Below are 26,083 nucleotides of genomic sequence, written 5' to 3'. Positions count from 1 at the left end.
AGTAACGACTATAAGGAATAGACATGAGTTTGATTATTGATTGTCACGGTCACTACACCACGGCGCCGGCCGCATTAGCCGAGTGGAGAGAAAGACAGATTGCAGCGGTTAATGGCCAAGGTGAGATGCCCAAGGTCTCAGAGCTCACTATCAGCGATGACGAAATTCGCGAAAGTATTGAGAAAAACCAGTTGCGCTTAATGAAAGATCGCGGCATTGATATCACCTTATTTTCGCCACGTGCAAGCTTTATGGCACACCATATTGGTGATTTCAACGTTTCTGCTACGTGGGCCGCCATTTGTAATGAAATGTGCTTCCGCGTATCTGAGTTGTTTCCCGAGCATTTTGTACCCGTGGCTATGTTACCGCAGTCCCCCGGTGTACCCACTGAAACGTGCATTGCTGAACTAGAGCGTTGCGTGAATGAATTTGGTAATGTGGGGGTAAACCTCAACCCAGACCCGTCTGGTGGCGCTTGGACTTCCCCACCTCTGACAGATAAATACTGGTACCCCTTATATGAAAAGCTGGTGGAGTACGATTTGCCCGCCATGGTGCATGTAAGTACCGCATGTAATGAGTGCCACCATACTACGGGTGACCATTACCTTAACGCCGATACCACGGCCTTTATGCAACTACTTAAAGGCGATCTGTTCAAAGATTTCCCCGAGTTACGTTTAATCGTACCGCACGGTGGTGGTGCTGCACCCTACCACTGGGGTCGCTTCCGCGGTTTAGCCATGATGCTTGATAAACCAGAGATTGAAGAGCATTTGTTGAAAAACATCTTCTTTGATACCTGCGTGTACCATCAGCCGGGTGTAGATTTGCTCCTAGACGTGGTGCCTCAAGAAAACGTACTGTTTGGTTCGGAAATGATTGGTGCGGTGCGTACAGTAGATCCACGCACTGGCCATTATTTTGATGACACCAAGCGCTATATAGAAGCCAGCAATTTAGATGCAGAGCAAAAGCGTGTGATTTACGAAAAAAACGTGCGTAAAGTGTTTCCACGTTTAGACGCTAGACTCAACGCTCAAGGGAAGTAATTATGTCTGTACAGTTAAATGAATTAGGTGTAGTTAAGCAAAATATTGAACGCGCTGATGCCGATGCCGTGGCGCGCTTATCACAGTTTGGTGTGGCCACCATTCATGAGGCCTTAGGCCGCTTAGGCTTAATGCAGCCCAATATGCGTCCAGTGTATAAGGGTGCCAAAATCTGCGGTACGGCAGTAACCGTACTGTTACAGCCCGGCGATAACTGGATGATGCACGTGGCCGCTGAGCAAGTGCAGCCCGGTGATGTGGTGGTTGCCGCTTGCACCAGCACATGCACTGACGGCTTCTTTGGTGATTTGCTCGCCACTTCTTTACAGTCCCGAGGCGCTAGAGGCCTAGTGATTGATGGCGGTGTGCGTGATGTTGAAGACTTAGAGCAAATGAATTTCCCCGTTTTCAGCACTGCCATTTCTGCCAAAGGCACCATTAAAGCCACCTTAGGCTCGGTAAATATTCCTGTGGTATGTGCCGGTGCTGCCGTTAATCCGGGTGATGTGGTTATTGCCGATGCTGACGGTGTGGTGGTGGTACCTAAGGCTGTTGCTGCTTTGGTGGCAGAAAACGCTGAAAAACGCGAAGCCAATGAAGGTGAAAAGCGCGAAAAGCTTGCAAATGGCGTACTGGGTTTAGATATGTACAACATGCGCGAGCCGCTTGCTAAAGCCGGTTTGAAATACATCGATTAAGCACAATTAACAAAATTAACACTCATTTAACTCAACAAAATAAAGGCAGATGATGGCGTTTGAAATCACCCCCGGCTGGTTGCCCTTTCACCCTAACCCAAGTAAACCCAAGTTAGTGCTTCCCGCAGGCGCAGTCGATGCACATTGTCATGTATTTGGCCCCGGTGCTGAGTTTCCTTATGCCCCTGAGCGTAAGTACACGCCCTGTGATGCCAGCAAAGAGCAGTTGTTTGCTCTGCGCGATCATCTGGGTTTTAGTCGTAATGTGATTGTGCAAGCCACCTGCCACGGCAAAGATAACAGCGCTTTAATTGATGCACTGCGCTCTGCAGAGGGTAAGGCCCGTGGCGTTGTCACCTTATCGTCAGATATTTCTGATGCGGAGTTACAAGACATGCACGCGGCTGGTGTGCGTGGTGTGCGTTTTAATTTTGTGAAACGTTTAGTCGATTTCACCCCCAAAGAAGAGCTTCTTAAAGTGGCTGAGAAAATTGCCCCTTTAGGCTGGCATATTGTGGTGTACTTTGAAGCTCAAGACCTTCCCGAGCTATGGGACTTTTTCACGGGCCTACCCACTACCGTAGTGGTAGATCATATGGGGAGGCCTGATGTGACTCAACCCGTAGACGGTGAACAGTTCAATTTGTTTGTGCGACTCATGGCAGAGAATCCCACTATTTGGTCCAAACTTTCTTGCCCAGAGCGTCTCAGTGTAACGGGACCTAAAGCGCTAGATGGTGAGCAAAATGCTTATCAAGATGTGGTGCCTTTTGCGCGCCGCCTCCTAGAGCAGTTTCCTGATCGTGTGTTATTTGGTACCGATTGGCCTCACCCTAACCTCAAAGACCATATGCCTGATGATGGTCTTTTAGTGGATTACATCGCACAAATTGCTCCCACGGCCGCTGAGCAGCAGCAGTTATTAGTGGATAACCCCATGCGCTTATATTGGCCTGAAGAGCTGTAAATTATTAATGGAGATAACGATGGCATTAGATAAACCTTATAAAGATATTCCGGGTACCATCATTTTTGATTCGGAACAGTCCCGTAAAGGCTATCACTTAAATCAATTTTGTATGTCATTGATGAAGGCTGAGAATCGTGAACGCTTTAAAGCTGACGAATCCGCCTATTTAGATGAATGGCCCATGACGCCTGAACAAAAACAAGCGGTATTAGATAGAGATCTGAATCGTTGTATGGAGCTAGGCGGTAACATTTATTTCCTCGCTAAAATCGGTGCGACGGATGGCAAATCCTTCCAACAAATGGCAGGCAGCATGACCGGTATGAGCGAAGAAGAATACCGTGAAATGATGCTCAAAGGCGGTCGTTCTGCTGATGGCAATCGTTATATAGACGAAAAATAACAGCAGAACGCAGCAGATCAATTAAAGAATTAAAGAATTTAAGTAAAGGGTAGGTTATGGCGAAAATTACGCATTCAGTTTATACCTCTCACGTTCCCGCTATTGGTGCGGCCTTAGATCTAGGAAAAGATCACGAGCCCTATTGGAAAAAAGTCTTTGATGGCTACGAATTTTCCAAACAATGGGAAAAAGAAAATAAGCCTGATGTGATTATTTTGGTGTATAACGATCACGCCAATAACTTCAGCTTAGACTTAATTCCCACCTTTGCCCTTGGCACCGGTGAGTCCTTTGAGCCCAGCGATGAAGGTTGGGGTAAACGCCCTGTGCCCACGGTCAAGGGGCACCCTGAATTAGCGGCGCATATTGCACACTCGGTTATTCAAGACGATTTTGATCTCACCTTATGCAATAAAATGGAAGTGGATCACGGCTTAACCGTACCGCTTTCCCTAATGTTTGGGCAGCCTGAAGAGTGGCCTTGCCCTGTTATTCCCCTACACGTAAACGTAGTGCAGTACCCGGTACCTTCCGGCCAGCGTTGTTTTGCGCTAGGCCAAGCTATTCGTCGTGCAGTAGAAAGCTACGGTGAAGACCTCAACGTACAAGTTTGGGGTACGGGCGGCATGAGCCATCAGCTCCAAGGCCCGCGTGCTGGATTGATTAACCAAGAATGGGATAACCAATTCCTCGATGATTTAATCGAAAATCCGGAAGAGCTTTCTAAAAAAGATCACATTGAGTATGTGCGTGAAGCCGGCTCTGAGGGTATTGAGCTCGTAATGTGGTTAATTGCTCGTGGTGCTATGGCGCCTGAAAAAGCGGTAGATGTGATTCACCGTTTCTATCACGTGCCTGCCTCGAATACGGCAGTAGGGCACCTGATTCTTGGTAATAAAGACGAATAAAACGAGAAATTTAGCGGGAGAAAACATGAAACAAGTGAATATTGCTTTAATTGGCGCAGGCGCCTTTGGTATTAAGCACTTAGACGGCTTAGCCCGTATTCCAGAGGCTAACGTAACGCACGTGGTTTCTAGTACCAAAGAAAAGGCCCAGGTGGTTGCGGATAAATACAACATCCCAAATGTGGCGGCAGACTTAGAGGAAGTTTTAGCCTCCGATGAAGTGGATGCGGTAATTTTATGTACCCCTACCCAAATGCACGCTGCTCAAACCTTGGCTTGTTTAAAAGCCGGTAAGCATGTGCAAGTAGAAATCCCTCTAGCCGATAACTTAGCCGATGCCGAAGAAGTGGTGGCCTTACAAAAGGAAAAGGGCCTAGTAGCAATGGTAGGCCATACACGTCGCTTTAACCCCAGCCACCAGTGGATTCATAATAAAATCACAGCCGGCGAGCTAGCCATTCAACAGTTAGATGTGCAGACGTATTTCTTCCGTCGCACCAATACAAACGCTTTAGGCCAACCACGTTCTTGGACAGATCACCTACTGTGGCACCATGCTGCCCACACGGTGGATTTATTCCAGTACCAAACCGGTTCTAAAGTCGTTAAAGCCAATGCAGTACAAGGTCCTATCCATCCTGAGCTGGGTATTGCCATGGATATGTCCATTCAGCTACAGGCAGAAAATGGCGCCATTTGTACCTTGTCTTTATCCTTTAATAACGATGGTCCGCTAGGGACTTTCTTTCGTTATATTTGTGATAATGGCACCTATTTAGCGCGTTATGATGATTTACTCACCGGTAAAGATGAGCCCATTGATGTGTCTAAAGTAGACGTGTCTATGGATGGTATTGAGCTACAAGATCGTGAGTTTATTGCCGCTATCTTAGAAGGGCGCGAACCAAACTCCAGTGTGGCCTCTGTGCTGGCTTGCTATCAAACATTAGACCAGCTAGAGAAGCAATTGGGATAATAAAAAATGATGGCAGGGTATACTGCCATCGTTATTTAGCCGTTTCAGGCTTAGAGATGAATACTCCGGAGAACCCCCATGCGTGTTAAACGCCTAGCCTTAGCCGCTTTTATTACGGCATCTACCTTAACGGCTTTTACTGCTCAAGCGGCAGATCCTATTACGTTAAAAGTTTCGCACTTTTTACCACCTAGTGCGCCGGGTCATGCACAGTTTATTGTGCCCTGGTGTGAGAAAATTCAAGAAGAGTCTAAGGGCGAGCTGCAATGTCAGATTTATCCTGCCATGCAGTTAGGTGGGACTCCCACGCAGCTTTTTAATCAGGCCCGTGATGGTGTAGCCGATATTGTTTGGACTCTTCCGGGTTATACCGCCGGTCGTTTCCCTATTTCTGAAGCCTTTGAGTTGCCTTTCATGACCACCACCCATGAGCCGTCTTCTATGGCTTTATGGGATTTTGTACAAAATAACGCACAGCAAGAGTACAGAGGCGTCAAACTCATTGGTGCATGGGTAAATGGGGCTAATCAGCTGCATATGCGTGATAAAGCGGTGCGTAGCTTAGATGATCTACAAGGTCTAAAAGTACGTGCTCCCTCTCGTTTAGGCAATCGTCTTTTAACTGCTTTAGGTGCGACCCCAGTGGGTATGCCCGTACCACAAATGGCTGAAAGCCTGTCTAAAGGGGTGATTGATGGTGCCTTAGTGCCATGGGAAGTGTTACCTGCTACCAAAGCGCATGAGCTCACCAAATACCACACCGATACAGCGGAAGGCCAAGCCATGACCACCGCCACCATGGTGTACGTCATGAATGAAAAGCGCTATAACAGCTTGCCAGATCACCTCAAAACAGTGATAGACAATAACAGTGGCCGTGATGTGTCTGCTTGGATTTCTTCACGCTTTAGAAATGCGGATGCGGCTGGAAAAGAGGCAGCAGAAAATCGTGGTAATGAAGTGATTGTTTTATCAGCCGAAGAAACCGCTAAATGGCAAGACGCTTCTGAAACCGTAGTAACGGAGTGGGCTGCGGAAGTGAGCAAAAAAGGGCTTGATGGTCAAAAACTCGTTGATGAGGCACGTGAGTTAGTTAATAAATACACGGCCGCTACTGAGTAAAGTTAGTCACATTCATTTACGCATTCCCTTAAATCGCCTTTGATACGCAAAAATAGCGCTATCAAAGGCGATGCCATCATAATTATGTCCAATTTTGAAAATCAATTATCAGTTAGCCGCCTAGGTCGACTGATCTCAGCGCTTTGCATTGTTTTGGCCTGCATAGGTGGTGCGCTGTTTATTATCGAAGCACTCATGTCCGTGATCAGTGTGTTGGGGCGTACGTTCTTTTCACTGCCTATTCCGGGGGATTACGAGCTGATTCAGCTTTTTTCCGTGATTGGTATTGCCTTGTGTTTACCTTATTGTCAGCTTAAAAAAGGCCATGTTTTTGTGGACTTTTTTACTATTTGGGCACCCGATCGTTTAAAGCGTTATTTAGACGGTTTTGCCTGTTTCTTACTCGCTATCTGTGCTTTCTTTTTAGCATGGCGTAGCTGGGAAGGCTTACTTGATATGTATGAGTATCAAGAAACCTCTATGGTTATTGCATTGCCAGTGTGGTGGGGGTATGCGCCTATTACACCGGCTTTTATTGTTTTAGGTATGACGGCGGTTTACACCATGTTTGCGGGTTGGGAAGAAAAGCTTAATAAAGCCGATGACGAAGATGAGGTCTTAGTATGAGCGGCACCACTATAGGCTTAATCATCACCGTTTTATTATTCGCCATGCTCATTATTCGAGTGCATATTGGCGTAGCGATGTTTTTAGCCGGAGCCATTGGTTATATTTGGGTCAGTGGCTATGACCCGCTTTTAGCGCACCTTAAGCATGCGGTATACGGGCGTTTTTCTGTTTATGATTTATCGGTGATTCCGCTGTTTTTACTGATGGGGCAGTTTGCTACTCAAGGTGGGTTGTCACAAGCGCTCTTTAAAGCGGCTAATTCATTTATAGGGCACTGGCGTGGCGGTATGGCCATGGCCGGTATTGCTTCGTGTGCGGGGTTTGGGGCTATTTCAGGTTCTTCCTTAGCTACGGCTGCCACCATGTCACACGTGGTGTTGCCCGAGTTACGTAGGCATAAATACGATCCCGGTTTAGCGGGGGCTTCTTTAGCTGTGGGTGGCACGTTAGGTATGCTTATTCCCCCTTCTGTGCCTTTAGTGGTGTATGCCATTTTGGCCCAGCAAAACATCGCTAAGGTCTTCATGGCGGCCTTTATACCAGGCGTATTAGCGGTATTTGGTTATATAGGGGTGGTGGCATTTATGTGCTGGCGCAATCCTGAGATTGCCGGCCCAGGCTCTAGCCGTCAGCCTTGGTCAAGACGTTTACAGACCCTAATTGAAACCTGGCCCGTATTGCTGATCTTCGGTGCGGTAATTGGGGGTATTTACGCTGGTATATTCACCCCCACTGAGGCAGCTTCGGTAGGTACTATTGCTACGGGTTTAGCGGCGTGGAAATCAGGCGGCTTAAAAAATGGCGGATTATTGCGTAGTCTGTTAGGTACTGCCATTGGTACGGGCATGATGTTCCTAATTTTATTAGGCGCAGATATGCTTAATGCGTTTTTAGCCGTGAGCCAAATCCCTGCTGAATTCGCCACATGGGTTCAAGGCCTAGGTTTAAATCCCTTAGTTGTGGTTTTTGCCATTATTTTTGTCTATATCTTATTAGGCTGTGTGATGGATAGTTTATCCATGATACTGCTGACCATCCCCATCTTCTTACCTATTATTTTAGGTATGGATATTTGGGGCTTGAGCATGGATGAAAAAGCCATTTGGTTTGGGATCATCGCCTTAGTGGTCATGGAAATCGGACTAATCACGCCGCCGGTGGGCATGAATGTGTTTATTATTCATAACATTGCCCGCGATATCTCCGCCGGTACCATCTTCAAATCCATCGTGCCTTTCCTCGCTTCCGATGTAATCCGTATTATATTGCTGGTCATGCTGCCGGTGATATCGTTAGGGGTGGTGAGGTGGCTGGGCTAATCACCCTGTAGATATCGGCCCATGGCCGATATCACGCATTAATCCAAAGATAATTCCAATCTCTCAATCACTTCATCCCAGCGTTTTTTATCGGTTTTCATCAATTCCGTGAGATCCGCGGGGGTGGACCATTGAGGGGTGAAGTAGAGGGCGTGGATTTTCTCTTGGGTTTCTGGCTGCTCTAAGACATCTTGGACCAAACCGTTTAAGCGCACCACGATGTTATCGGGGGTGCCGGCGGGCACAAAAAGGCCATTCCAAGAGATAGCTTCAAAATCATCAAAACCGTCTTCACTGGCTACCGTAGGTAAATCAGGCATCAGCTCACTAGGGCTGAGACTGGTCACCGCTAAAGCACGAATCTTATCTGCTTCCACTTGCGGCATAGCAATGCCGGGCACCATAAAACTGGCATCAATATCACCCGAAATCACGCCAGAAATAATTTGCGGAAAACCGCTGTAAGGAATGTGAGCCAGCTCAATGTCGGCTTCATGCTCTAACATAGCCATGCTTAAATGTGAGGCACTGCCAGCCCCTACAGAGCCATAATTCAACGCGCCTTGTTCGGCTTTGGCTAAATCAATGAACTCTTGCAAAGTCGTGGCTTCAGAATCGGTAGGCACAATGAGCACATTAGGGCTAGTACCCACCAGTGAAATAGGTTGTAAATCGGTGAAGGGATCATAGCCTAAGGAGTTTTTGTATAGCGTGGGTGCGGTCACCATGGGGCCGTTGATGGTCATCAATAGCGTGTATCCATCGGGCTTAGCCTGGGCGCCGTAACGCGTACCTATGTTGCCGCCCGCACCGGGTTTGTTTTCTACAATAATGGTTTGACCCAGCTCCTTAGACATGGGTTCGGCCAAGGTGCGCGCTAAAATATCCGGCGACGATCCCGCCGGGAAGGGCACCACCATTTGGATGGTTTTAGTGGGCCAGTCGGCCGCCACTGCACTACCTGCAAAGACCAAGGCCAGCGCGGCGGCGGTACTACTTAATACATATTTCATGATTTTTCCTTATTCTGATCTAGCCACCCGAGTTAATAACTGTTGAGCGGCTGTTTGAGGGCTAATGCCACTAAAAAGCACATCACAAACAGCTTGGGTGATGGGAGCATCGATGTTATGGTTTTGGGCGATTTTTAAAGCAGCTTGAGCGCAACGCACGCCTTCAGCCGTCAGGCCAGAAGCCAGAATATCATCTAAGCTCTGGCCCTTAGCCAGTGCCAAGCCCACACTACGATTACGGGAAAGATCACCCGTAGTGGTTAACACCAAATCACCTAAGCCGGTAAGCCCCATAAAGGTAGCGGCTTCACCGCCTAGCGCTATGCCTATGCGCTGTATTTCAGCTAAACCGCGGGTAATCAACGCAGCCCGGGCATTGGTGCCTAAGGCTAAGCCATCGGAAATACCACAAGCGATGGCAATGATGTTTTTCAGTGCACCCCCTATTTCTACACCAATGAGGTCAGTGCTGGCGTAAATACGGGCCGTTTTCCCATGCAAAATGTCTACCGTACACGCCGCCAGTTCCGCGCTTGGACTGGCCACCGTTAAAGCCACCGGTAAACCCTGTGCCACTTCTAGCGCAAAAGAAGGGCCCGATAAGGTGCCACTGTGTAACCACGCGTGGGGGGGGAGGTGTTGTGCGGTGATCTGATGAGGGAGCTCGGCCGTAGTGGGCTCAAAGCCTTTACTGGTGCGTAAAATGTAGAGAGGGTGCTGGCGTTGCGCTGGCAAATGCGCGGTGATTTGAGCACACACAGCTGCTAAGCCCGCTATGGGCACACCAAGAATAATCAGTCCGGGCTGGGTGTCATCGCCCAACACATGCCGCATGGCTTCTACAAAGTCTGATGTGGCTTTTAGGTGAGAAGGGAGGGGGATATTAGGTAAATAAGCCGGCAGCTGATGCTGCTCATTGATGCGAGCAGCGCTGTCTGCATTACGCGACCAAAGGCGTGTAGGAGCACGTTGGCAGGCAAGCGCCGCTAATGCGGTACCCCAGCTGCCTGCGCCCAGCACCAAAACGGGAACAGTAGATAGGGCCTTTGGCATTATTGTAGAGGCTGATCGCCTGCGCCTTCTTCACCGGCTTCAGAACCAGCTGCCGCTTGTTGCTCAGCCACACGCTGCTCGTAGAGCGCTTGGAAGTTGACTTCGCTAAGGTGTAGCGCAGGCAAGGAAGTGCGGTTGATGAGGTCTGCTATGGCGGCACGTAAATAAGGGTATAGCATGGTGGGGCACACAATACCGATGAGCGGATCTAGTTGCTCATTAGGCACATTAGCAATTTCAAAAATACCGCCTTGGGTCACTTCCACCAAATACAGCACTTTGTCTTCAATGCGGGTGGTTACGGTAGCGGTTACCGTGGATTCATACACGGTTTCGGCTAAACGTTGGGCGCCTACGTTAATGTCTACAGCCACCGTGGGGCCTTCTTGCTCTAAGAAGATTTCAGGCGCATTGGGCATTTCTAAAGACATATCTTTTACATAGCTGCGCTGTAAATTAAATACGGGGCTAGCTTTTTGCTCCGAATCTGCTGCGGCAGCTGTTTGGCCATCTGTGGGGTTTGGGGTGTTTTGGTTTTCTGCCATTCGTGTCTCCAGTGAGGAATAAAAATAATTAAGCTTCAAGTAAGGGCATTAAGCCGCCAGCCTGATCCAAGGCCGCTAAGTCATCATAGCCACCAATGTGCTTATCATCGATAAAAATTTGCGGCACCGTGCGGCGTTGCGTGATTTCCATCATGTGATCGCGTTGAGCGGGGTCTTGGTCAATATATATCGTATTGATTTCTGTTACGCCGCGTTGTTTAAGCAACATTTCGGCACGGGTACAAAACGGACACACGGCTGTGCTATACATGGTGACTTTAGCCATATAAATAACCTTATATAAAAAATATAAAATATAAAAATATTACTTAGGAATATTACTTAGGATTTTTTCGTCGGCAAACCGGCATTCGCCCATGCCACAATACCACCTTCTAATACTGACACATCGGTAAAGCCATTTTTACGCAGTGCAGCAGCCGGCGCATTAGCTGAGCGTCCAGTATTACAAACGAGAATAATGGGTTTCTCTTTATCGATTTTAGCGGTTTTTTCTACCACTTCGGCAGCCGGTATATTACGCGTTTGGGGTATATGATGCGCTTTATAACTTTCTGCAGAGCGTATATCGATTAAAATAGCTTGACGTTGGTTCATTTGTTGAACGGCTTGACTTGGATTGATGAGCTTTCCGCCGCGTGCAGACAAGGAAGGAAACATCAACATCATGCCGGAAATAAACGCCACGACTAAAATCAGTAAATTATTGGTATCGGTTAAAAAGTCCACGATGGATCCTGTGTAATGCGTAATAAATGATGAATATGATAAATGTTAACTTGGTCTAGAAATAGGAATATAACTAGGTATAGTAATGAATTTGACTGATTATAGTAGAGAAACACCTAATAATCTTACAGCTAAGGGCTATATTTGCTATGTATAAACTTGTATTAATGCGTCACGGCGAAAGCCAATGGAATCTAGAAAACCGTTTTACTGGTTGGACTGACGTAGATCTTACCGAAGCGGGCCGTGAGCAAGCCAAAGAAGCCGGTGAGCTACTTAAAGCCAATGGTTTTCATTTTGACATTGCCTTTAGTTCGGTTTTAAAGCGAGCTATTCGTACATTATGGATTGTTTTAGATACCATGGACAGCATGTATGTGCCGGTGGGCAAAAGCTGGCGTCTCAATGAGCGTCATTACGGTATGTTGCAAGGTTTGAATAAAGCGGAAACCGCAGAACAGTACGGTGACGAGCAAGTACAGATCTGGCGCCGAGCCTATGCTACGGGCCCAGACCCCGTGCCCGCCGATGATCCACGTCATCCACAAAATGACCCCCGCTATGCCAATCTCAAACCTGAGCAGCTGCCTGCCACCGAGTGCTTAGCAGAAACCGTAGAGCGTGTGGTGCCCTTTTGGAATGATTCCATTGCCCCGGCCATTCGCTCAGGCCGTAATGCCCTAGTGGTAGCCCATGGCAATAGTTTACGTGCGCTCATAAAACACTTAGATAACATCTCCGAAGAAGATATTGTGCATTTAAATCTGCCTACCGGCCAGCCTTTGGTATTTGAGTTAGATGAAGATCTGAAACCTATTCGCCATTATTTCTTGGGCGATGATGATGCAATTGCTGAACAAATGGCCGCCGTAGCGAGTCAAGGTCAAGCTAAAAAAGAGTAGGCATTAATTATTATGAGATTACGCGCTTGGGTGGTGGGCATCACTATAGCAGTAGCCAATAGTTATGGCTTGGTTAGTGCTGAGCAAAACCTAAGCGCGCAGCAAGCCCTCGCTAAAAAAGAGCGGGCTGCTTTGCAACAACGCATCAGCACCTTACAAAAACACATTGAAAACACTCAATCAGACAAAAAAGACGTAACCACTGCTTTACGTGATGTGGAGAGTCGTATCTCCGCCACAGATAAGGAATTGGCTGCCTTGGCACAACGCCAAAAGCAGGTGCAGCAACAAATAGGCGAACTGAGCCAACAAATTGCCCAACAGCAGCAAAAGCAAGCGCAAGGTCAGCAGCAATTAGCCGAACAATTACGTGCCCAATATGCCAGTGGTCTATCGCCTTGGACGGCCTTGCTTTCCGGTAATAATCCCCAGCAAATTCAGCGAGAGTTGGGATATTTGGCTTATGTATCTCAAGCACAAACCAAACAAGTACGTGAGTTACAGCAGGGGGTAAAACGCTTAGAGCAGCTGCATGCAGCTGAAAAAGCCAATCAAGCGGAGCTAGTACAACTTGCCGAAGACACCGAGCAACAAAAGCAGCAGTTGCAAGCGCAGCAAGCTGAACGTCAAACCGTTTTAGCCAACATTGAAAATGAATTAAAAACGCAACAAAAAGAAGCGCAAACTTTAGCTAATAATGATGCGCGCTTAGGGAGTTTAATTAGCGGCTTAGAAAAAGAAATTGCTCATCAAGCCGAGTTGCGTAGGCAGGCCGAAGCCCGGCGTAAAGCCGAAGAGGCGCGTCGCAAAGCAGAGGAGGCACGCCGTCAAGCCGAAGAAGCTAAACGTTTAGCCGCTGAAAAACAACGCTTAGCCGAAGAACGAAAGCTTGCCGCTGCCCGTGAGGCAGAAGAGCAACGTCTTTATGCCTTAGCACATACTCCGGCGCAGCCTGCCTTAGAGACTGAGACAGAGGAAAAACCAGTGCGTATTGCCATTGCGCCGCCTGCGCCCCCACCTCCAAAACCCGCGACTCGACCTACGCCCGCGCCTGCCGCGTCTATTACCACGCCACCTAGTGCAGAATTAGCCGGCTTACATAAAGGCATGGCGCCGCCGGTACGCGGTGAGATTCAAGGTCGGTTTGGAACGGAGCGTCCCGAAGGGGGGCCATGGCGTGGCATTATTTTTAGAGCCGCAGCGGGTACGCCAGTTAAATCTATTGCTGATGGCCAAGTGGTGTTTTCCAACTGGATGGCGGGTTTTGGTAACTTATTAATTATTGACCATGGTAAAGGCTATTTAAGTGTGTATGGCCATAACCAAAGCGTGTTAAAACAAGTAGGAGACCATGTAGCCGCAGGTGATGCGGTGGCACGAGTGGGAGCTACGGGTGGGCAGCTTGAGCCGGGTGTTTATTTTGAAATAAGACAAAATGGCCAGCCCATTAATCCACAGCTTTGGTTAGGTAGCTAAGACGTGTTGAGCGTATAATGGCATAATGCTATTGATTAGTTAAATATTATATAAATAGGACTCTGTGCATGAGTACTCGTAGGCTAAACCGTGTAGGGTTAATTTTATTAGGTGGAGTAGGGGGCGTATTAGCCAGTATGGCGATTAGCGCTGTGGCGCAGCGTAGTGAGCCCTTACCTCTGCGTGAGTTGCAGCAGTTTGCCAATGTGTATTCTGCTATTAAAAGCAGCTATGTAGAGCCGCTTGAAGACGGACCCCTCATTAACGAAGCCATCAAAGGGTTATTTAATGACTTAGACCCTCATTCATCGTATTTAGATGCTGAAGCATTTAAAGACATGGAATCCATGACCCAAGGTGGCTTTGGTGGTCTAGGGATTGAGATCGGTTACGAAAATAATTACCCCACCGTTATTTCTCCCATCGAAGACACACCTGCCGCGGCGGCTGGCCTGTTAGCTGGTGATGTAATCGTCAGCATAGATGGCAAGCCCACTAAAGGCATGCCGCTAAGTGATGCCGTTAAAATGATGCGTGGTGAGCCTCAAACCGCGATTGATCTTAGTATTAAGCGCGGTGAGCAAGCGCCTTTTGATGTCACTATTGTGCGTGATCACATCAAAGTTAAAAGCATTCGCGGTAAACGTCTTGAAGATGACATCGTTTACGTGCGTATTGCGCAGTTCCAAGAGCGTACTGCTGCCGATTTAATCAACCAAATAAAAACTCTCAGCGCTGATGGGCCTCCTAAAGGTCTTATTTTAGACTTACGTAATGATCCAGGTGGCTTATTAGACAGTGCTATTGGCGTGTCTTCGGCCTTTTTAAATAGTGGCGATTTAGTAGTCTCCACTAAAGGTCGCATTCCCTCTTCTAATCGTGAGTACTACGTAAAACCCCTTACGCAGGTCTTGGGTAATAACGATCGTGAAGTGGCTAAGCAGTTAGCTTGGCTCAAAGAAACCCCCGTAGTGGTGTTAATTAATGCGGGTTCGGCCTCGGCCTCTGAGATTGTAGCGGGTGCGCTGCAAGACCATGGTAGAGCCACGGTATTAGGTAATCGCAGCTTTGGTAAGGGTTCAGTACAAAGTGTATTGCCTTTAGGGCCCGAAGCAGGCATTAAACTAACCACAGCGCTTTACTACACTCCCAATGGCACCTCCATTCAAGCCACTGGGGTAGAGCCTGATATTTACGTCAATGACACGGCCGAAGGCAATATCTTCCGCATCCCCCGCGAGAGTGATTTGCAGCGTCATTTAAATAACGGTAATGGTAGTGATGAAATCCCTGGTGCAGAGGGTACGGAAGCTGATGAGGATTACGTCAAAGATCCCAAAATGTTTGAGCTAGGTGGTGACGATGATTTCCAGTTACTGCAAGCCATTAATCATTTAAAAGGCAAGCCAGTGAAAAAGTCAGACCCCATGTTGGCACAGGCTGAGTCTGAGAAAAAAGATCAAACCGTTACCACCGTAGAAACCGATGCCGCTCAAAAAAAAACTCCAGCAAAAGTGAATAACTCCGCTGAGAAAGTAGAGCGTTTTAGGATTACCCCACAGGGCATACAGTCTGTTAATTAAACGTATTAAGCAGAGTATTCATGCTAGAAGATTTGTCTTTAAATGATGCGCAATTAATGCGCTATGCCCGTCATATTCTGCTCGATGAGTTTGGTATCGAGGCCCAAGAACGTATTTCCGCTGCCCGCGTGCTTATTGTAGGTGCCGGAGGGTTGGGATCGCCAGCCAGTTTTTATTTAGCCGCTGCAGGCATTGGCCATATCACTCTGGTAGATGATGATGAGGTGGAGCTGAGCAATTTACAGCGCCAGATCTTGCACGATTCCAGTCGTGTGGGCGTTAATAAAGCTCTCTCTGGCCAGCAAACTATGCAGGCATTGAATCCCACTATTAGCATTGAACCTATTACGGTTCGTTTAGATGATGCGGCGTTAAATCGCCTAGTGCCACAGCACGATTTAGTCTTAGATTGCACTGATAACTTCGCTACTCGTCACGCTATTAATCGTGCGGCAGTGCAGCATAAGGTGCCGGTGGTATCGGGAGCAGGCATACGTTTTTCTGGTCAAATCAGTGTGTATGATTTGCGCAATTCTGACGCGCCGTGTTATCACTGCCTGTTTCCTGAAGCTGATGACATCGAAGAGCTACGCTGCGCCACCACCGGCGTACTAGGGCCTTTGGTGGGTATGGTGGGCTGCATACAAGCCGCCGAAGCCTTAAAGCTGCTAGGCGGCTTTGGTGAGCCCTTGGTAGGCCGCCTACTCAGCGTAGACGCCCTCACCATGCAGTGGCACACTGTGCGGTTCCGTAAAGATCCCGATTGTGCGGTGTGCGGCTCAACCAATTAATAATTGATTCCCACTGCCCGATCTGGCATTTCCCTGCCCTGACACTCTAAACTGCGCCACCACCTCTTTCAATCGGGCCGATTGCTCCGCCAAGCTTTGCGCCGCGGCGGTGGCTTCTTGCACCAAGGCGGCGTTTTGTTGGGTGGTGTCGTCGATTTGGTGTACCGCTTGATCTATTTGGCCAATACCCACACTTTGCTCTTGGCTGGCACTGGTGATTTCGTCCATGATGAGTGCCACGTCTTTAATGGATTGCATCAAACCGGTGACGGAATCGCCGGCCACCGTAATCTGATCATTACCTACCTTGATACGTTCCACCGAACTATCAATGAGCTGCTTAATATCGGCCGCAGCAGCGGCCGAGCGCTGCGCTAAGGTACGCACTTCTGAAGCCACCACGGCAAAGCCTCGGCCTTGCTCCCCGGCGCGGGCGGCTTCTACGGCAGCATTCAGCGCCAGAATATTAGTCTGGAAAGCAATGCTTTCAATGGTGTCTATGATTTCCACCATACGGCTGGAGCTGTCACGGATTTCATTCATGGTGCTCACAGCACTTGCCACAGCCCCACCACTTTGCGTGGCCATCTGCGAGGCTTTGTTAGCCACCTGATTGCCTTCAGCGGCGTTATCGGCGTTTAAGCGTACGGTGCTGGTGATTTCTTCCATGGCGGCAGCGGTTTCTTCTAAGCCTGCGGCCTGTGATTCGGTACGCGCCGATAAATCCACGTTGCCTAAGCGAATTTCATTGGCGGCCACGTCGATGGCGTCAGCGGCGGCTTGGATATTACGTGTCACGGCCGTTAAGCTTTGCTGCATGTAGCTCATAGTCGCTAACAGGCTACTTGTATCGTTAGGTCGCAGCCGAATTGTTTGGGTGAAATCGCCGGTAGCAATGGCATTCGCCACGCGTAACGCCTCTTCGGGCTCACCCCCCATTTGGCGTAAGATATTGCGCCCAAGCCAAAACATTAGCGTACTACTAGCAATTAGCCCTAGTAAACCCATAATAATACTAAAAGTGAGCACTTTTTGTGTGGTGGATTGCATTGCTGCGGTAGCAATATTGACATCATCTTGGCGTCTTTCTATAGACTCCATTAACACCGTGCGCATTTCACGCCAAATGGGAGTCTCACGTGTACGTATTGCCTCTAGGGCCATTGGTTGATTATTTATAATACTTAATACATAATTCTGTTCTTTAATATGACGTTCACGGATACTGCTAATAGACGCCAGTAGCTGTAAGGTAGTAGGGTGATCTATGGCAGCTTTACGCGCATTTTCTAGGGCTCTATCAAAGGCAGCGGAGGCAGTTTCAATAGTTTTAAAGAGTGTTTCATTACTTGGGTCAATAGCTAAATTACGTAAAGCTTGCCCCATTTGTAAGCCTTGGGCATACATGTGGTTTTGCTCTTGGAGCAAGGCTTGCTCTACATTAACAAACTGTTGAAATCGATTTTGTGCACTTTTCATGCCAAAGAGTGCAATACCTATGGCTAAGGCGAACAGTATTAAAGTAACCACCGTAGTGGTTAAAATTCGTTGGCGTAACTTCATTTTCTCTAAATTCCTTCGAGTCGAATGCGGGGTATTATTTCATTATGTAACATAATGCCTGCTTAAGTACTAATTTAGCAAATATCAAATGTAAATAACCACAAGTGGTCTATGGTATCAGTATTGCTTTAATACAATACACATATACATACACACAGAAGAGTTTATCGCTCCACACAGGAGAAGTTTTATGAAATTTAGTCACCGCCTTAGTCTTAGTGCTGGCATAGCCCTTGTAGTTTTAATTATAGCCTTACTTTTTTCCTTATTTGGCTTGCAAAAAGCCAAGCAACGTACCGAGCAGTTTTTAGCCGTAGATCAAGTGATCTCTTTACAAGAAAATTTGATCTATAGCCGTGGCTTACAAACTGCTACCGCCATTCGTAATATTGTGATGAACCCTGCTAATAAGATGGCACATGAGCAATTGCAGCTCTCAGGGAAAATCATCGAAGAGGCGGCTTTGAAACTGCGGGAGATCGCCACCCATGAGCCGGAAACGCAGGCTATGGTCACTAGGCTGTTAGATTTACGTGCACAGCAGAAAAAAGTGCATGATGAAATCGTAGCCAATGCTTCTAATTTAGAGTGGGCGGTAAATAAAATTGCCAAAGAAGAAACCCCTATTTGGCGAGAAATCCGCCTGCTGGTTACCAAATCTATAGAGGATAGGCGTCAAAAAATGTTTGAGGCAGAAAGCGAACTGTCTGCATTCATGGGGCGTACGGCCATGATTAGCGCAATAATTGGTGTTATAGGTACGCTGTTAGGCGTGATACTGATGGTGCTATTTGGCCGAGGTATTCTACGCCAATTAGGAGGCGATCCGACCCATGCGGCTGAGGTAGCGCGCACTATTTCCACAGGGGATTTTACGCAAACTGTAGCGCTGCAGCCCGGTGATAACAGCAGTTTGATGTATTCCATGGCGCATATGCAAAGCAGCTTAGCTGCCATGACAGGTAACATTCAAGAGGCCGCTGACGCCATTGATGTGGCCGCCAATGAAATTCGCCTAGGCAACGTGGATTTATCGGCGCGTACCGAATCACAGGCCGCAGGCTTAGAAGAAACCGCTGCCGCCATGGAGGAAATCACCAGCACCGTACGCTTAAACGCCGATAACGCCGCTGAAGGTAATCGTGTGGCTAACAAAGCCTCGCAGATGGCCACGCAAAGTGGTGGGGCTGTGGCAAGTGCTGTGAGCACCATGAATGAAATCCGTGACAGCTCCAGCCGTATGGTGGAAATCATAGGCACCATTGAAAGCATTGCTTTCCAGACCAATATTCTGGCGCTGAATGCTGCCGTAGAAGCCGCCCGCGCCGGGGAGCAAGGCCGAGGCTTTGCCGTGGTGGCCTCCGAAGTGCGCACCTTAGCCCAGCGCTCAGCCTCGGCTGCCGCCGATATTAAGCAGCTAATTGATAACTCCGTAGAGCGTATTGCCATAGGGAATGATCAAATCACCGTTGCCGGTGACTCTGTGAGCGGCCTCACGCAATCCATTAAAGACGTGGCGCTGATTATGGATGAAATCACCAGCGCCAGCCAAGAACAAAGCATTGGCATTGGTGAAATTGGCCAAGCGGTGCGTCAAATTGACGACACCACCCAACAAAACGCCGCCTTGGTGCAAGAAGCCACCGCCGCGGCGCAGAGTCTAGCCGAGCAATCCGCGCGGTTGAAAAATATTGTGGCGCAGTTTCGGGTTTAAGCCTTCCGCAAAAATTCCGATTTTAGCTCCAGCGAAATCCCATCAATCCTGCAGGCAATGTCGTGATCGCCCTCAATAATACGGATGCTGCGGGCTTTGGTGCCTTTTTTGAGGGTGGCGGCGCCTTTGACTTTGAGGTCTTTGATGATGAGCACATCATCGCCGTCTTGGAGTATGTTGCCTAGGCTGTCGCGCACTTCACGTACCTCTTCTACCACCTCAGGCGGGTTAATGGGCCACTCGTGCGCGCAATCAGGGCAGATGTAATGATCGCCATCGGGATAGGTGTGCTCCATGGCACATTTGGGACAAGCTGGGATATTTTCCATAGTAATAGCTCCTTAACTATTCGTTTAAATGAGGTTTGCAGTACACTGTAGTATAGGTCTTATTTCATTAATGTTTATTGTGCGTGGGCAATTGCTATGGCAAAGAATTACGAATCAGAAATTACTCAGTTTTTAAATCAATATAAAAAACAGCACCCCGAGACCGAAGCCAATCAGCGCAAAGGTCGTGGTCGTTTATGGGATAAGTATATTGACCCCGAACTGGAAGAAGGTTTTGCAGAGGCAGAAGTGCCACAGCCCCCTTATGTGTATTACCAAGAAGATTAAAGCAGATTGAATACGGTAGAAGATAAAGCGGTTTACGCACGGTTATATGGTGAGCCGCTATTTAGCATTCCTACTGATTTATACATACCACCGCAGGCTTTAGAGCTGTTTTTAGATAGCTTTGAAGGGCCTTTGGATTTATTGCTGTATTTAATTCGCAGGCAAAACTTCAATGTGTTGGATATTCCCATGGCGCAAGTGACGGCGCAGTATTTGAGTTATGTGGAGCAAATACGACAATCCAATCTAGAGCTAGCGGCTGAGTATCTACTGATGGCTGCCTTGCTCATAGAGATCAAATCGCGTATGCTTTTGCCGGTTAAAACGGCAGATACAGGTGAGGAGGTAGATGATCCACGCGCTGAACTAGTGCGGCGTTTACTGGCTTATGAACAAATGAAGCAAGCGGCCTTGGCCTTAGATGAGTTACCGCGTGTAGAGCGTGACTTCTGGATAGGGCAAGCGCAAGTCGATTTACATATAGAAGAAATTTTACCTGATGTTTGCGCCGAGGATTTACGTCAAGCTTGGCAATCGTTGTTGCAGCGCGCTAAATTAAATCAGTCGCATTTAGTCAGGCACGAAGAGTTATCTGTACGAGAGCACATGAGCCAAATTTTACGGCATCTTTCACACAATGAGTTTGTAGAATTTCAACAGTTATTTTCCACTGCTCAAGATGGGGTGGCCGTGCTGGTAGTGCATTTTTTAGCCATGCTTGAATTAGTTAAAGAGGCTTTGATTGAGCTCACTCAATCAGCGCCCTATGAACCTATTTATTTACGTTTAACCCACCGGAGTGCCGAATGAAAGTTGTACATACCATCCAAGAATTACGAGATCAACTACAAGGTCAGTTGCGAGCCTCCTTTGTGCCTACGATGGGTAATTTACACGAGGGGCATCTAGCGCTCATGAAAATGGCGCGTCAGCATGGTGATCCAGTGGTTGCGAGTATTTTCGTTAATCCATTGCAGTTTGGTCCCGATGAGGATTTTACTGAATACCCGCGATCCTTAGAGCAAGACATAGAAAAATTAGAAAAAGCACGTGATGTGTATGTGCTGTTTGCCCCCAATGAAAAAGAAATGTACCCCGAACCGCAGAGTTTTAGAATGCAGCCACCCGCTGATTTAGGCGGTATCTTGGAAGGGGAGTTTCGCCCGGGATTTTTTGAAGGGGTGACCACGGTAGTCATGAAGCTATTCTCTTGTGTGCAGCCGCGCGTAGCTGTTTTTGGAAAAAAAGACTACCAACAGTTGATGGTAGTGCGTCAAATGTGTAGACAGTTCCAGCTACCCGTAGAAATACTCGCTCATGAAACCGTACGTGAAACCGATGGCTTAGCCATGTCGTCACGTAATCGTTACTTAACTGCGTCGCAGCGCGCCCAAGCACCGCAACTCTATGCCTGTTTACAGGCCGTGCGTGAACGGGTTCTAGCTGGAGAGACAGATGTACTTGCTATAGAGCAAGAAGCCGCAAAGCATTTAGAAATGCAGGGTTGGGAGGTAGACTATTTATCGTTACGTCGTCAAAGAGACCTGTTATTGCCTACGCCACAAGATCTTATAAATGGCGAGCCAGTGGTAACCTTAGGGGCAGCGCATTTAGGTGATACACGACTGATTGATAACTTAGAAATATAATGTCTTTTTTGTCTATTAGGGTTTATATGCTGCTAAATTTAGCAGCTTACATTTAATTAAAAACTCCATAAAATAAAATCCGCTTATTAAAAGTTAACAATCTTTAACAATTTCTAGTAATTAGTATTATTTAAGACAGCGTTTAACTAAGTGGAATAGATGCTTTTGTGGAGGAGAGAATGCATCAGTCGATATTGGTCAGTCATTTAACCCAAATGGAAAACGTAGTGGTTGGTGAAGTACTACGTGGCAAAGCAAATAAAAATATTGCCAGTGATTTAATCTTATCGCAGCGCACCATAGAAGCGCATCGCGCCAACGCATTTCAAAAAATGCGGGTGCGCAATGCCATAGAACTCACCAGAATCTTACCCAGTTCGCCTTTTTTTAGAATTAAAAGCCGTAAGGCTTATGGACGGCAAGTGGGGCCGGTTTGGTTTTCTAACTCAGAAATAATATCCAAATCAGGCTGACGGCTCAGGTGAGTTTCTAGTTTTGGGTCCACGTAATTAAAGACATTCACCCGTACTTGATTGGGATTAGTAAAGCTTAGGTCCGTTAAAACCGTATCGTTTTGAGTTTGTAGAAGGATGCGGTTTGGATTGCTGCCTATTTGGTGCCAACAGCCTTGATCTACCGTAGGGGTACGGCTCTGGTCCATACCACTAGCACGCAAACGCCATACGCCATCGGGGTGCAAGGTAATGACTAGTCGTACTGGAATACAATTTGCGTTAGTGGGGCCACAAGCAATAGTACCTATAAAGGTTTGTGCTTGTGTTAATTCATGTATACCCCCTGCTATTGCGTCTGGTGCGGATGTTTCCCTTTGGGGCTTAGTGCCCCCAAAACCTAAAGAAACCTGAGAGCCCGCGTGAGCACGATCACGGCCACCGCGGGCTTTTTCTTGGGCATCACTCAACGTAGTCGCGCGTGCCTCTGTATTCGCGGTGGGAGTTTGAGCACAACCAGCAGCTAAACTAATGGCTAACAGGGCGGCAGCATAGCTGAGGGGGCGTAAAACAGAGGGTGCTGTTGTAAACATGGGCTTGTCCTTTATTTGATGGAGTACGTATAGATGTATGCATTATATATTGGGCTGGCAGCCACTGCAGTGAGTTATCTTTATTTAATAGTGGTGCCTTTTTATGCTCTGCAAATCAATCAAGGCGCTGAGGCGAATGAGCACTTATGGTGGACTGCTATACGTGAAAACCTGGGTCTAAAGCCAAGTGTACGGCTCTACGTGTATGCACTTAGCTTTGGTGTGGCTCTTAGTGTGGCGGTGTTATTTAGGCCGTGGTTGCCTCACGGGGCATTAGATATAAATATTGCCGTAATGGCGGCATGGTTAGGCGCTTTAGGGCTATTAGCGCGTATTGATAGACTATGCTTTTTATTGCCAGATGTGATTACCCAAGCCTTACTTTGGCTAGGATTATTCATTACTTCCTTACCCTTAGCTGAAACCTTAATGGCTATAAGTGCAGTCTATATAGTGGGGCGCGTTATCAATGCCGTGGGGTTTTTTTGGTTGCGGCAGCCATTCTTTGGGCTAGGGGATGTTAAATTAGTAGCAGCTGTTACTGCATGGTTAGGCGCACAGGCGATATTACCGCTGTTGTTTTGGGCATGTTGTAGTTGTGTGCTTGTAGAGGCCGTACGACAACGGCGTTGGCGGCCTAGCGGGGCGTGTGCTTTCGGGCCCTATTTGGTGTTGGGGACTTTAGTGATTTGGGGGGGAGGATGATCAAAATAGGTTTAACGGGCGGTATAGGTTCGGGGAAGTCGTATGTGGCGGATCTGTGTGAGCAGTGGGGCGCGGCGGTGGTGGATACCGATGTGATTGCGCATGCACTCACGCAGCCCGGAGGCGCTGCCATAGACGCCATTAGGCAGCAGTTTGGGCCTGAATACATAGATGCCAAGGGGGCGATGTGTAGAGAAAGCATGCGTGAATTGGTTTTTAATGAACCTTCACAACGTGAGCGTTTGCAAAATATCTTGCACCCACTGATTAGAGACCTTACATTTAAGGAGGTCGCTCAAGCGCAAGGCTGTTATGTTTTAGTGGTGGTGCCACTATTAGTAGAAACAGGTTTGTGGAGCGCTCACTTAGATGGAGTTTGTGTGGTGGATTGCGATGAAGCCACACAAATTAAGCGAGTGATGCAGCGCAACAGGCTGACGCCCACTCAAATCCGGCGTATTATGGAGGCTCAAGCCACACGAGAGCAGCGATTGGCGGTAGCTGATTACGTTATTTTGAATGACGCCAATACCTCCCTAGCAGAGCTCGAAGCACAAACAAAACAGCTGCATCAATCTTGGTTAACTGCGTTCTCATCAGAAGATAATTAATGTGATTTTATACGAATACCCCTGTAACGAACGAATACGAACTTTTTTACGCGTCGAGGCCTTATTTGATCGCCTAGACTATTTTGCCGCAGGGCAAGAGCCCCCCTTGCATCATGTGGCGGTAAATACCTTATTTGATTTATTAGACATGACAGAGCGCACGGATTTACGAGGTATGGCGCTCCAAGATCTAGAACGTCAACGCATGGTGTTATCGGGCTTGCGAGAGCATCCTGATGTATCCGCCGCTATGTTAGATAATATGCTCGCAGAGATGAAAGCGGTGATGGCTGAGTTGGCTGATCAAGGTCGTATTGCTCAGACTTTGCGTGATAATGAATGGCTTGCGAGTTTACGAGGCCGCTTGGCTGTGCCCGGCGGCTCATCTCAAGTTGATATGCCTTCTTTTCATGGCTGGCAGAATCAGTCAGTGGTTAAACGGCAGGCTGATCTTAAACGCTGGAGCGCTTCTTTTATACCTTTAGGTAATGCTGTGCGTTTAGCGCTGCGTATTTTACGCGGTGCCGGTGATGTGGCTGATAAAGAGGCCAAACAAGGTGCTTTTCAGGAAATGCTAGAAGGTAAGTCTTTCCAGCTGCTGCGTGTTTGGGTAGACCCTAAGTACGAGGTATTTCCTGAAATGAGTGCAAATAAATACGTTATCTTAGTGCGCTTTGCTCAGATGGATGGTGAGCACAAACCCTTAACTATTAAGCAAAACATACCTTTTCAGTTAGCACGTTGTAATATAGGTTAATTAACTATTTAGCTGGAGAGCTCAAGCATGGCGGTAAACTCATCTACCACCACTTCAAAAAAAGGCTGGTGGTGGCTATTAATCGTTCTTATTGTAGTGGTAGGAGGTTGGTATTGGTATCAAAGTCAATACGCAAACAATAAGGGGAATGCGGCTTTAGCCGCGGCGATGCGAGCTCCTAAAACCCCTGTACGCATAGCTGATGCTGTTCAGGGCGTAGTAGAAGAGCGCCTGTATGCGGTAGGGACGGTACAGGCTTTTAATACGGTTACGGTGCGCTCTCGAGTCGAAGGCACCTTAGATAAACTGTATTTCAAAGATGGCCAATTTGTGCAGGCAGGTGAGGTGTTGGCGCTAATTGATCCTCGCCCTTTTCAAGCTAAATTGGATCAAGCTCAAGGCCAAGTAAAACAAACCCAAGCACAGCTCAAACAGGCTGAAAGTGAGCTCAAGCGTTTTGTGGTTTTAGAAAAACAGCAATCCATCGCTAAGCAACAAGTGGATAACCAACGCGCCCTAGTGCAGCAGCTCAAAGGTTCCTTAGAAAGCGCCCAAGCGGCGGTAGACGATGCCAAGCTGCAGCTGGATTACACTAAAATTACGGCACCCATTAATGGTCGTTTAGGTTTACGCAATATAGATGAAGGTAATTTAGTTTCTGCGAGTAATACCGATGGGTTGGTGGTTATCACGCAAACGCAACCCATCGCTGTGAGTTTTGCCCTACCTGAAAACGACTTGCAACGTCTTTTAGAGCGTCTACAGCTTGAAGAATCTCTTCTGGTGCAGGTGCGTGATAGGCAAAATAAGCTGATAAGCATAGGTTCAGTGCTGGCTGTAGATAACCAAATAAACGTAAATACCGGCACCATACGGGTGAAGGCTTCTATGCCTAACTTAGATAATCGCCTTTTCCCCAATCAGTTTGTGAGTGTGAATGTGCTGTTAGCCCAGCGCCAAGGCATAGTTATACCTAGCGAAGCCGTACAAACGGGTTCTATTGGTAATTTTGTTTATTTAATGGATAAAGATCAAAAAGTACACATTCAAAAAGTTACAGTGAGCTTGGTAACAGATAACAAAAGCTTAATTGCAGAAGGGTTAAAAGTGGGAGATAAGGTAGTGGTTGAGGGGACTGATAGACTGCGCGAAGGTAGCGCCGTTGAAGCTATACCCGCGGCGACTCCGGCTCAGGATGTGCCACAAATCGCTACACCTTAAAGGGATT

General features: G+C 47.6%; 30 protein-coding genes. 22 read left to right on the top strand and 8 right to left on the bottom strand.

The features are described from left to right. The first annotated feature begins 23 nt into the window (after nucleotides 1–23). The 9 genes from AC2UZJ_RS06855 to AC2UZJ_RS06815 all read left to right on the top strand — a co-directional run bounded on the left by AC2UZJ_RS06855 (nucleotide 24) and on the right by AC2UZJ_RS06815 (nucleotide 8,081). The gene (locus AC2UZJ_RS06855) at nucleotides 24–1,055 is read left to right on the top strand and encodes an amidohydrolase family protein (RefSeq protein ID WP_486949392.1); all 1,032 of its coding nucleotides are present in this window, start codon (nucleotides 24–26) and stop codon (nucleotides 1,053–1,055) included. Nucleotides 1,056–1,057: 2 nt separating this feature from the next. Beyond that, on the top strand, nucleotides 1,058–1,753 hold the full coding sequence (ligK, locus tag AC2UZJ_RS06850) for a 4-carboxy-4-hydroxy-2-oxoadipate aldolase/oxaloacetate decarboxylase (protein ID WP_486949391.1): 696 nt from the start codon (nucleotides 1,058–1,060) through the stop codon (nucleotides 1,751–1,753). A 49-nt stretch (nucleotides 1,754–1,802) separates the two neighbouring features. After that, the gene (locus AC2UZJ_RS06845; protein ID WP_486949390.1) at nucleotides 1,803–2,720 is read left to right on the top strand and encodes an amidohydrolase family protein; all 918 of its coding nucleotides are present in this window, start codon (nucleotides 1,803–1,805) and stop codon (nucleotides 2,718–2,720) included. Nucleotides 2,721–2,739: 19 nt separating this feature from the next. After that, on the top strand, nucleotides 2,740–3,126 hold the full coding sequence (ligA, locus tag AC2UZJ_RS06840) for a protocatechuate 4,5-dioxygenase subunit alpha (RefSeq protein WP_486949389.1): 387 nt from the start codon (nucleotides 2,740–2,742) through the stop codon (nucleotides 3,124–3,126). Nucleotides 3,127–3,182: 56 nt separating this feature from the next. After that, nucleotides 3,183–4,034 (top strand): class III extradiol dioxygenase subunit beta, encoded by an 852-nt coding sequence (locus AC2UZJ_RS06835; RefSeq protein WP_486949388.1) that lies wholly within the window; start codon nucleotides 3,183–3,185, stop codon nucleotides 4,032–4,034. Nucleotides 4,035–4,059: 25 nt separating this feature from the next. After that, nucleotides 4,060–5,010, top strand: coding sequence for a Gfo/Idh/MocA family oxidoreductase (locus AC2UZJ_RS06830; protein WP_486949387.1), 951 nt, complete (start codon nucleotides 4,060–4,062; stop codon nucleotides 5,008–5,010). Nucleotides 5,011–5,088: 78 nt separating this feature from the next. Continuing rightward, a complete protein-coding gene (locus tag AC2UZJ_RS06825) occupies nucleotides 5,089–6,132 on the top strand; it encodes a TRAP transporter substrate-binding protein (protein ID WP_486949386.1) in 1,044 nt (347 codons plus the stop codon). 84 nt (nucleotides 6,133–6,216) lie between these two features. Continuing rightward, nucleotides 6,217–6,759: a TRAP transporter small permease gene (locus AC2UZJ_RS06820; RefSeq protein ID WP_486949385.1), complete on the top strand. Its 543-nt coding sequence runs from the start codon at nucleotides 6,217–6,219 to the stop codon at nucleotides 6,757–6,759. Further along, the gene (locus AC2UZJ_RS06815) at nucleotides 6,756–8,081 is read left to right on the top strand and encodes a TRAP transporter large permease (RefSeq protein ID WP_486949384.1); all 1,326 of its coding nucleotides are present in this window, start codon (nucleotides 6,756–6,758) and stop codon (nucleotides 8,079–8,081) included. The genes AC2UZJ_RS06820 and AC2UZJ_RS06815 overlap by 4 nt, the downstream gene beginning before the upstream one ends. Before the next feature lie 38 nt (nucleotides 8,082–8,119). Here the strand turns inward: AC2UZJ_RS06815 and AC2UZJ_RS06810 are convergent, their stop codons facing one another. The 5 genes from AC2UZJ_RS06810 to AC2UZJ_RS06790 are packed head-to-tail and all read right to left on the bottom strand — an operon-like array spanning nucleotide 8,120 to nucleotide 11,442. Continuing rightward, nucleotides 8,120–9,094, bottom strand: coding sequence for a Bug family tripartite tricarboxylate transporter substrate binding protein (locus AC2UZJ_RS06810; protein ID WP_486949383.1), 975 nt, complete (start codon nucleotides 9,092–9,094; stop codon nucleotides 8,120–8,122). A 9-nt stretch (nucleotides 9,095–9,103) separates the two neighbouring features. After that, nucleotides 9,104–10,147 (bottom strand): NAD(P)H-dependent glycerol-3-phosphate dehydrogenase, encoded by a 1,044-nt coding sequence (locus AC2UZJ_RS06805; protein ID WP_486949382.1) that lies wholly within the window; start codon nucleotides 10,145–10,147, stop codon nucleotides 9,104–9,106. After that, nucleotides 10,147–10,692, bottom strand: a complete 546-nt coding sequence (gene secB, locus AC2UZJ_RS06800; protein ID WP_486949381.1) for a protein-export chaperone SecB — start codon at nucleotides 10,690–10,692, stop codon at nucleotides 10,147–10,149. The genes AC2UZJ_RS06805 and secB overlap by 1 nt, the downstream gene beginning before the upstream one ends. A 28-nt stretch (nucleotides 10,693–10,720) precedes the next feature. Continuing rightward, nucleotides 10,721–10,978 carry a glutaredoxin 3 gene (gene grxC, locus AC2UZJ_RS06795; protein WP_486949380.1) on the bottom strand — a complete coding sequence of 86 codons (258 nt, stop codon included), beginning with the start codon at nucleotides 10,976–10,978 and terminating at the stop codon, nucleotides 10,721–10,723. A gap of 56 nt (nucleotides 10,979–11,034) precedes the next feature. Continuing rightward, complete coding sequence (locus AC2UZJ_RS06790; protein ID WP_486949379.1) at nucleotides 11,035–11,442, bottom strand: rhodanese-like domain-containing protein; 408 nt, start codon at nucleotides 11,440–11,442, stop codon at nucleotides 11,035–11,037. Between the two features lie 149 nt (nucleotides 11,443–11,591). Here AC2UZJ_RS06790 and gpmA point away from each other — a divergent pair, with 149 nt between their 5' ends. From gpmA to AC2UZJ_RS06770, 4 genes are all read left to right on the top strand, one after another. Beyond that, nucleotides 11,592–12,344, top strand: coding sequence for a 2,3-diphosphoglycerate-dependent phosphoglycerate mutase (gene gpmA, locus AC2UZJ_RS06785; protein WP_486949378.1), 753 nt, complete (start codon nucleotides 11,592–11,594; stop codon nucleotides 12,342–12,344). A gap of 12 nt (nucleotides 12,345–12,356) precedes the next feature. Further along, nucleotides 12,357–13,820, top strand: coding sequence for a murein hydrolase activator EnvC family protein (locus tag AC2UZJ_RS06780; protein WP_486949377.1), 1,464 nt, complete (start codon nucleotides 12,357–12,359; stop codon nucleotides 13,818–13,820). Nucleotides 13,821–13,888: 68 nt separating this feature from the next. Continuing rightward, a complete protein-coding gene (locus tag AC2UZJ_RS06775) occupies nucleotides 13,889–15,403 on the top strand; it encodes a S41 family peptidase (protein WP_486949376.1) in 1,515 nt (504 codons plus the stop codon). A gap of 20 nt (nucleotides 15,404–15,423) precedes the next feature. Continuing rightward, on the top strand, nucleotides 15,424–16,194 hold the full coding sequence (locus tag AC2UZJ_RS06770) for a HesA/MoeB/ThiF family protein (protein WP_486949375.1): 771 nt from the start codon (nucleotides 15,424–15,426) through the stop codon (nucleotides 16,192–16,194). Here AC2UZJ_RS06770 and AC2UZJ_RS06765 read toward each other — a convergent pair. Continuing rightward, nucleotides 16,183–17,757, bottom strand: coding sequence for a methyl-accepting chemotaxis protein (locus AC2UZJ_RS06765; protein ID WP_486949374.1), 1,575 nt, complete (start codon nucleotides 17,755–17,757; stop codon nucleotides 16,183–16,185). The two genes, AC2UZJ_RS06770 and AC2UZJ_RS06765, sit on opposite strands and share 12 nt — an antisense overlap. A 190-nt stretch (nucleotides 17,758–17,947) precedes the next feature. Here AC2UZJ_RS06765 and AC2UZJ_RS06760 point away from each other — a divergent pair, with 190 nt between their 5' ends. Further along, nucleotides 17,948–19,471, top strand: a complete 1,524-nt coding sequence (locus AC2UZJ_RS06760; protein WP_486949373.1) for a methyl-accepting chemotaxis protein — start codon at nucleotides 17,948–17,950, stop codon at nucleotides 19,469–19,471. Here AC2UZJ_RS06760 and AC2UZJ_RS06755 read toward each other — a convergent pair. Further along, complete coding sequence (locus AC2UZJ_RS06755; protein WP_486949372.1) at nucleotides 19,468–19,800, bottom strand: zinc ribbon domain-containing protein YjdM; 333 nt, start codon at nucleotides 19,798–19,800, stop codon at nucleotides 19,468–19,470. The two genes, AC2UZJ_RS06760 and AC2UZJ_RS06755, sit on opposite strands and share 4 nt — an antisense overlap. Nucleotides 19,801–19,896: 96 nt before the next feature. Between AC2UZJ_RS06755 and AC2UZJ_RS06750 the strand changes: the two genes are divergently transcribed. The 4 genes from AC2UZJ_RS06750 (at nucleotide 19,897) to AC2UZJ_RS06735 (ending at nucleotide 22,210) form a co-directional block, all read left to right on the top strand. Further along, nucleotides 19,897–20,088 carry a DUF3460 family protein gene (locus AC2UZJ_RS06750; protein WP_486949371.1) on the top strand — a complete coding sequence of 64 codons (192 nt, stop codon included), beginning with the start codon at nucleotides 19,897–19,899 and terminating at the stop codon, nucleotides 20,086–20,088. 6 nt (nucleotides 20,089–20,094) lie between these two features. Continuing rightward, nucleotides 20,095–20,898 carry a segregation and condensation protein A gene (locus AC2UZJ_RS06745; RefSeq protein WP_486949370.1) on the top strand — a complete coding sequence of 268 codons (804 nt, stop codon included), beginning with the start codon at nucleotides 20,095–20,097 and terminating at the stop codon, nucleotides 20,896–20,898. Further along, nucleotides 20,895–21,737, top strand: a complete 843-nt coding sequence (gene panC, locus AC2UZJ_RS06740; protein WP_486949369.1) for a pantoate--beta-alanine ligase — start codon at nucleotides 20,895–20,897, stop codon at nucleotides 21,735–21,737. Before AC2UZJ_RS06745 ends, panC begins: the two co-directional genes overlap by 4 nt. A 179-nt stretch (nucleotides 21,738–21,916) precedes the next feature. Then, complete coding sequence (locus tag AC2UZJ_RS06735; protein ID WP_486949368.1) at nucleotides 21,917–22,210, top strand: LuxR C-terminal-related transcriptional regulator; 294 nt, start codon at nucleotides 21,917–21,919, stop codon at nucleotides 22,208–22,210. On the opposite strand, the gene AC2UZJ_RS06730 is transcribed toward AC2UZJ_RS06735, so the two are convergent. After that, the gene (locus tag AC2UZJ_RS06730) at nucleotides 22,147–22,782 is read right to left on the bottom strand and encodes a hypothetical protein (RefSeq protein ID WP_486949367.1); all 636 of its coding nucleotides are present in this window, start codon (nucleotides 22,780–22,782) and stop codon (nucleotides 22,147–22,149) included. The two genes, AC2UZJ_RS06735 and AC2UZJ_RS06730, sit on opposite strands and share 64 nt — an antisense overlap. Before the next feature lie 33 nt (nucleotides 22,783–22,815). Between AC2UZJ_RS06730 and AC2UZJ_RS06725 the strand changes: the two genes are divergently transcribed. Genes AC2UZJ_RS06725 through AC2UZJ_RS06710 form a run of 4 tightly spaced genes read left to right on the top strand, consistent with a single transcriptional unit; the run spans nucleotide 22,816 to nucleotide 26,076 of the window. Next, the gene (locus tag AC2UZJ_RS06725) at nucleotides 22,816–23,487 is read left to right on the top strand and encodes a prepilin peptidase (protein ID WP_486949366.1); all 672 of its coding nucleotides are present in this window, start codon (nucleotides 22,816–22,818) and stop codon (nucleotides 23,485–23,487) included. Then, nucleotides 23,484–24,098, top strand: a complete 615-nt coding sequence (coaE, locus tag AC2UZJ_RS06720; RefSeq protein WP_486949365.1) for a dephospho-CoA kinase — start codon at nucleotides 23,484–23,486, stop codon at nucleotides 24,096–24,098. The genes AC2UZJ_RS06725 and coaE overlap by 4 nt, the downstream gene beginning before the upstream one ends. A gap of 1 nt (nucleotide 24,099) precedes the next feature. Next, nucleotides 24,100–24,855 carry a cell division protein ZapD gene (gene zapD / locus AC2UZJ_RS06715; protein ID WP_486949364.1) on the top strand — a complete coding sequence of 252 codons (756 nt, stop codon included), beginning with the start codon at nucleotides 24,100–24,102 and terminating at the stop codon, nucleotides 24,853–24,855. A 27-nt stretch (nucleotides 24,856–24,882) separates the two neighbouring features. Then, nucleotides 24,883–26,076 carry an efflux RND transporter periplasmic adaptor subunit gene (locus AC2UZJ_RS06710; protein ID WP_486949363.1) on the top strand — a complete coding sequence of 398 codons (1,194 nt, stop codon included), beginning with the start codon at nucleotides 24,883–24,885 and terminating at the stop codon, nucleotides 26,074–26,076. Nucleotides 26,077–26,083: the final 7 nt, after the last annotated feature.

It is taken from the genome of Paenalcaligenes sp. DL 309, assembly GCF_057475285.1.
This window is presented reverse-complemented; position numbering and strand designations above follow the sequence as displayed.

Coding starts and splice junctions, on each gene's coding strand:
- grxC (WP_486949380.1), bottom strand. CDS start 10,978: ATGGCTAAAGTCACCATGTATAGCACAGCCGTGTGTCCGTTTTGTACC.
- coaE (WP_486949365.1), top strand. CDS start 23,484: ATGATCAAAATAGGTTTAACGGGCGGTATAGGTTCGGGGAAGTCGTAT.
- AC2UZJ_RS06750 (WP_486949371.1), top strand. CDS start 19,897: ATGGCAAAGAATTACGAATCAGAAATTACTCAGTTTTTAAATCAATAT.
- AC2UZJ_RS06845 (WP_486949390.1), top strand. CDS start 1,803: ATGATGGCGTTTGAAATCACCCCCGGCTGGTTGCCCTTTCACCCTAAC.
- AC2UZJ_RS06830 (WP_486949387.1), top strand. CDS start 4,060: ATGAAACAAGTGAATATTGCTTTAATTGGCGCAGGCGCCTTTGGTATT.
- AC2UZJ_RS06710 (WP_486949363.1), top strand. CDS start 24,883: ATGGCGGTAAACTCATCTACCACCACTTCAAAAAAAGGCTGGTGGTGG.
- AC2UZJ_RS06770 (WP_486949375.1), top strand. CDS start 15,424: ATGCTAGAAGATTTGTCTTTAAATGATGCGCAATTAATGCGCTATGCC.
- AC2UZJ_RS06760 (WP_486949373.1), top strand. CDS start 17,948: ATGAAATTTAGTCACCGCCTTAGTCTTAGTGCTGGCATAGCCCTTGTA.
- AC2UZJ_RS06815 (WP_486949384.1), top strand. CDS start 6,756: ATGAGCGGCACCACTATAGGCTTAATCATCACCGTTTTATTATTCGCC.
- AC2UZJ_RS06730 (WP_486949367.1), bottom strand. CDS start 22,782: ATGTTTACAACAGCACCCTCTGTTTTACGCCCCCTCAGCTATGCTGCC.
- AC2UZJ_RS06725 (WP_486949366.1), top strand. CDS start 22,816: ATGTATGCATTATATATTGGGCTGGCAGCCACTGCAGTGAGTTATCTT.
- secB (WP_486949381.1), bottom strand. CDS start 10,692: ATGGCAGAAAACCAAAACACCCCAAACCCCACAGATGGCCAAACAGCT.
- ligA (WP_486949389.1), top strand. CDS start 2,740: ATGGCATTAGATAAACCTTATAAAGATATTCCGGGTACCATCATTTTT.
- AC2UZJ_RS06805 (WP_486949382.1), bottom strand. CDS start 10,147: ATGCCAAAGGCCCTATCTACTGTTCCCGTTTTGGTGCTGGGCGCAGGC.
- AC2UZJ_RS06755 (WP_486949372.1), bottom strand. CDS start 19,800: ATGGAAAATATCCCAGCTTGTCCCAAATGTGCCATGGAGCACACCTAT.
- AC2UZJ_RS06855 (WP_486949392.1), top strand. CDS start 24: ATGAGTTTGATTATTGATTGTCACGGTCACTACACCACGGCGCCGGCC.
- AC2UZJ_RS06735 (WP_486949368.1), top strand. CDS start 21,917: ATGCATCAGTCGATATTGGTCAGTCATTTAACCCAAATGGAAAACGTA.
- panC (WP_486949369.1), top strand. CDS start 20,895: ATGAAAGTTGTACATACCATCCAAGAATTACGAGATCAACTACAAGGT.
- AC2UZJ_RS06820 (WP_486949385.1), top strand. CDS start 6,217: ATGTCCAATTTTGAAAATCAATTATCAGTTAGCCGCCTAGGTCGACTG.
- gpmA (WP_486949378.1), top strand. CDS start 11,592: ATGTATAAACTTGTATTAATGCGTCACGGCGAAAGCCAATGGAATCTA.
- AC2UZJ_RS06780 (WP_486949377.1), top strand. CDS start 12,357: ATGAGATTACGCGCTTGGGTGGTGGGCATCACTATAGCAGTAGCCAAT.
- ligK (WP_486949391.1), top strand. CDS start 1,058: ATGTCTGTACAGTTAAATGAATTAGGTGTAGTTAAGCAAAATATTGAA.
- AC2UZJ_RS06810 (WP_486949383.1), bottom strand. CDS start 9,094: ATGAAATATGTATTAAGTAGTACCGCCGCCGCGCTGGCCTTGGTCTTT.
- AC2UZJ_RS06775 (WP_486949376.1), top strand. CDS start 13,889: ATGAGTACTCGTAGGCTAAACCGTGTAGGGTTAATTTTATTAGGTGGA.
- AC2UZJ_RS06825 (WP_486949386.1), top strand. CDS start 5,089: ATGCGTGTTAAACGCCTAGCCTTAGCCGCTTTTATTACGGCATCTACC.
- AC2UZJ_RS06835 (WP_486949388.1), top strand. CDS start 3,183: ATGGCGAAAATTACGCATTCAGTTTATACCTCTCACGTTCCCGCTATT.
- AC2UZJ_RS06765 (WP_486949374.1), bottom strand. CDS start 17,757: ATGAAGTTACGCCAACGAATTTTAACCACTACGGTGGTTACTTTAATA.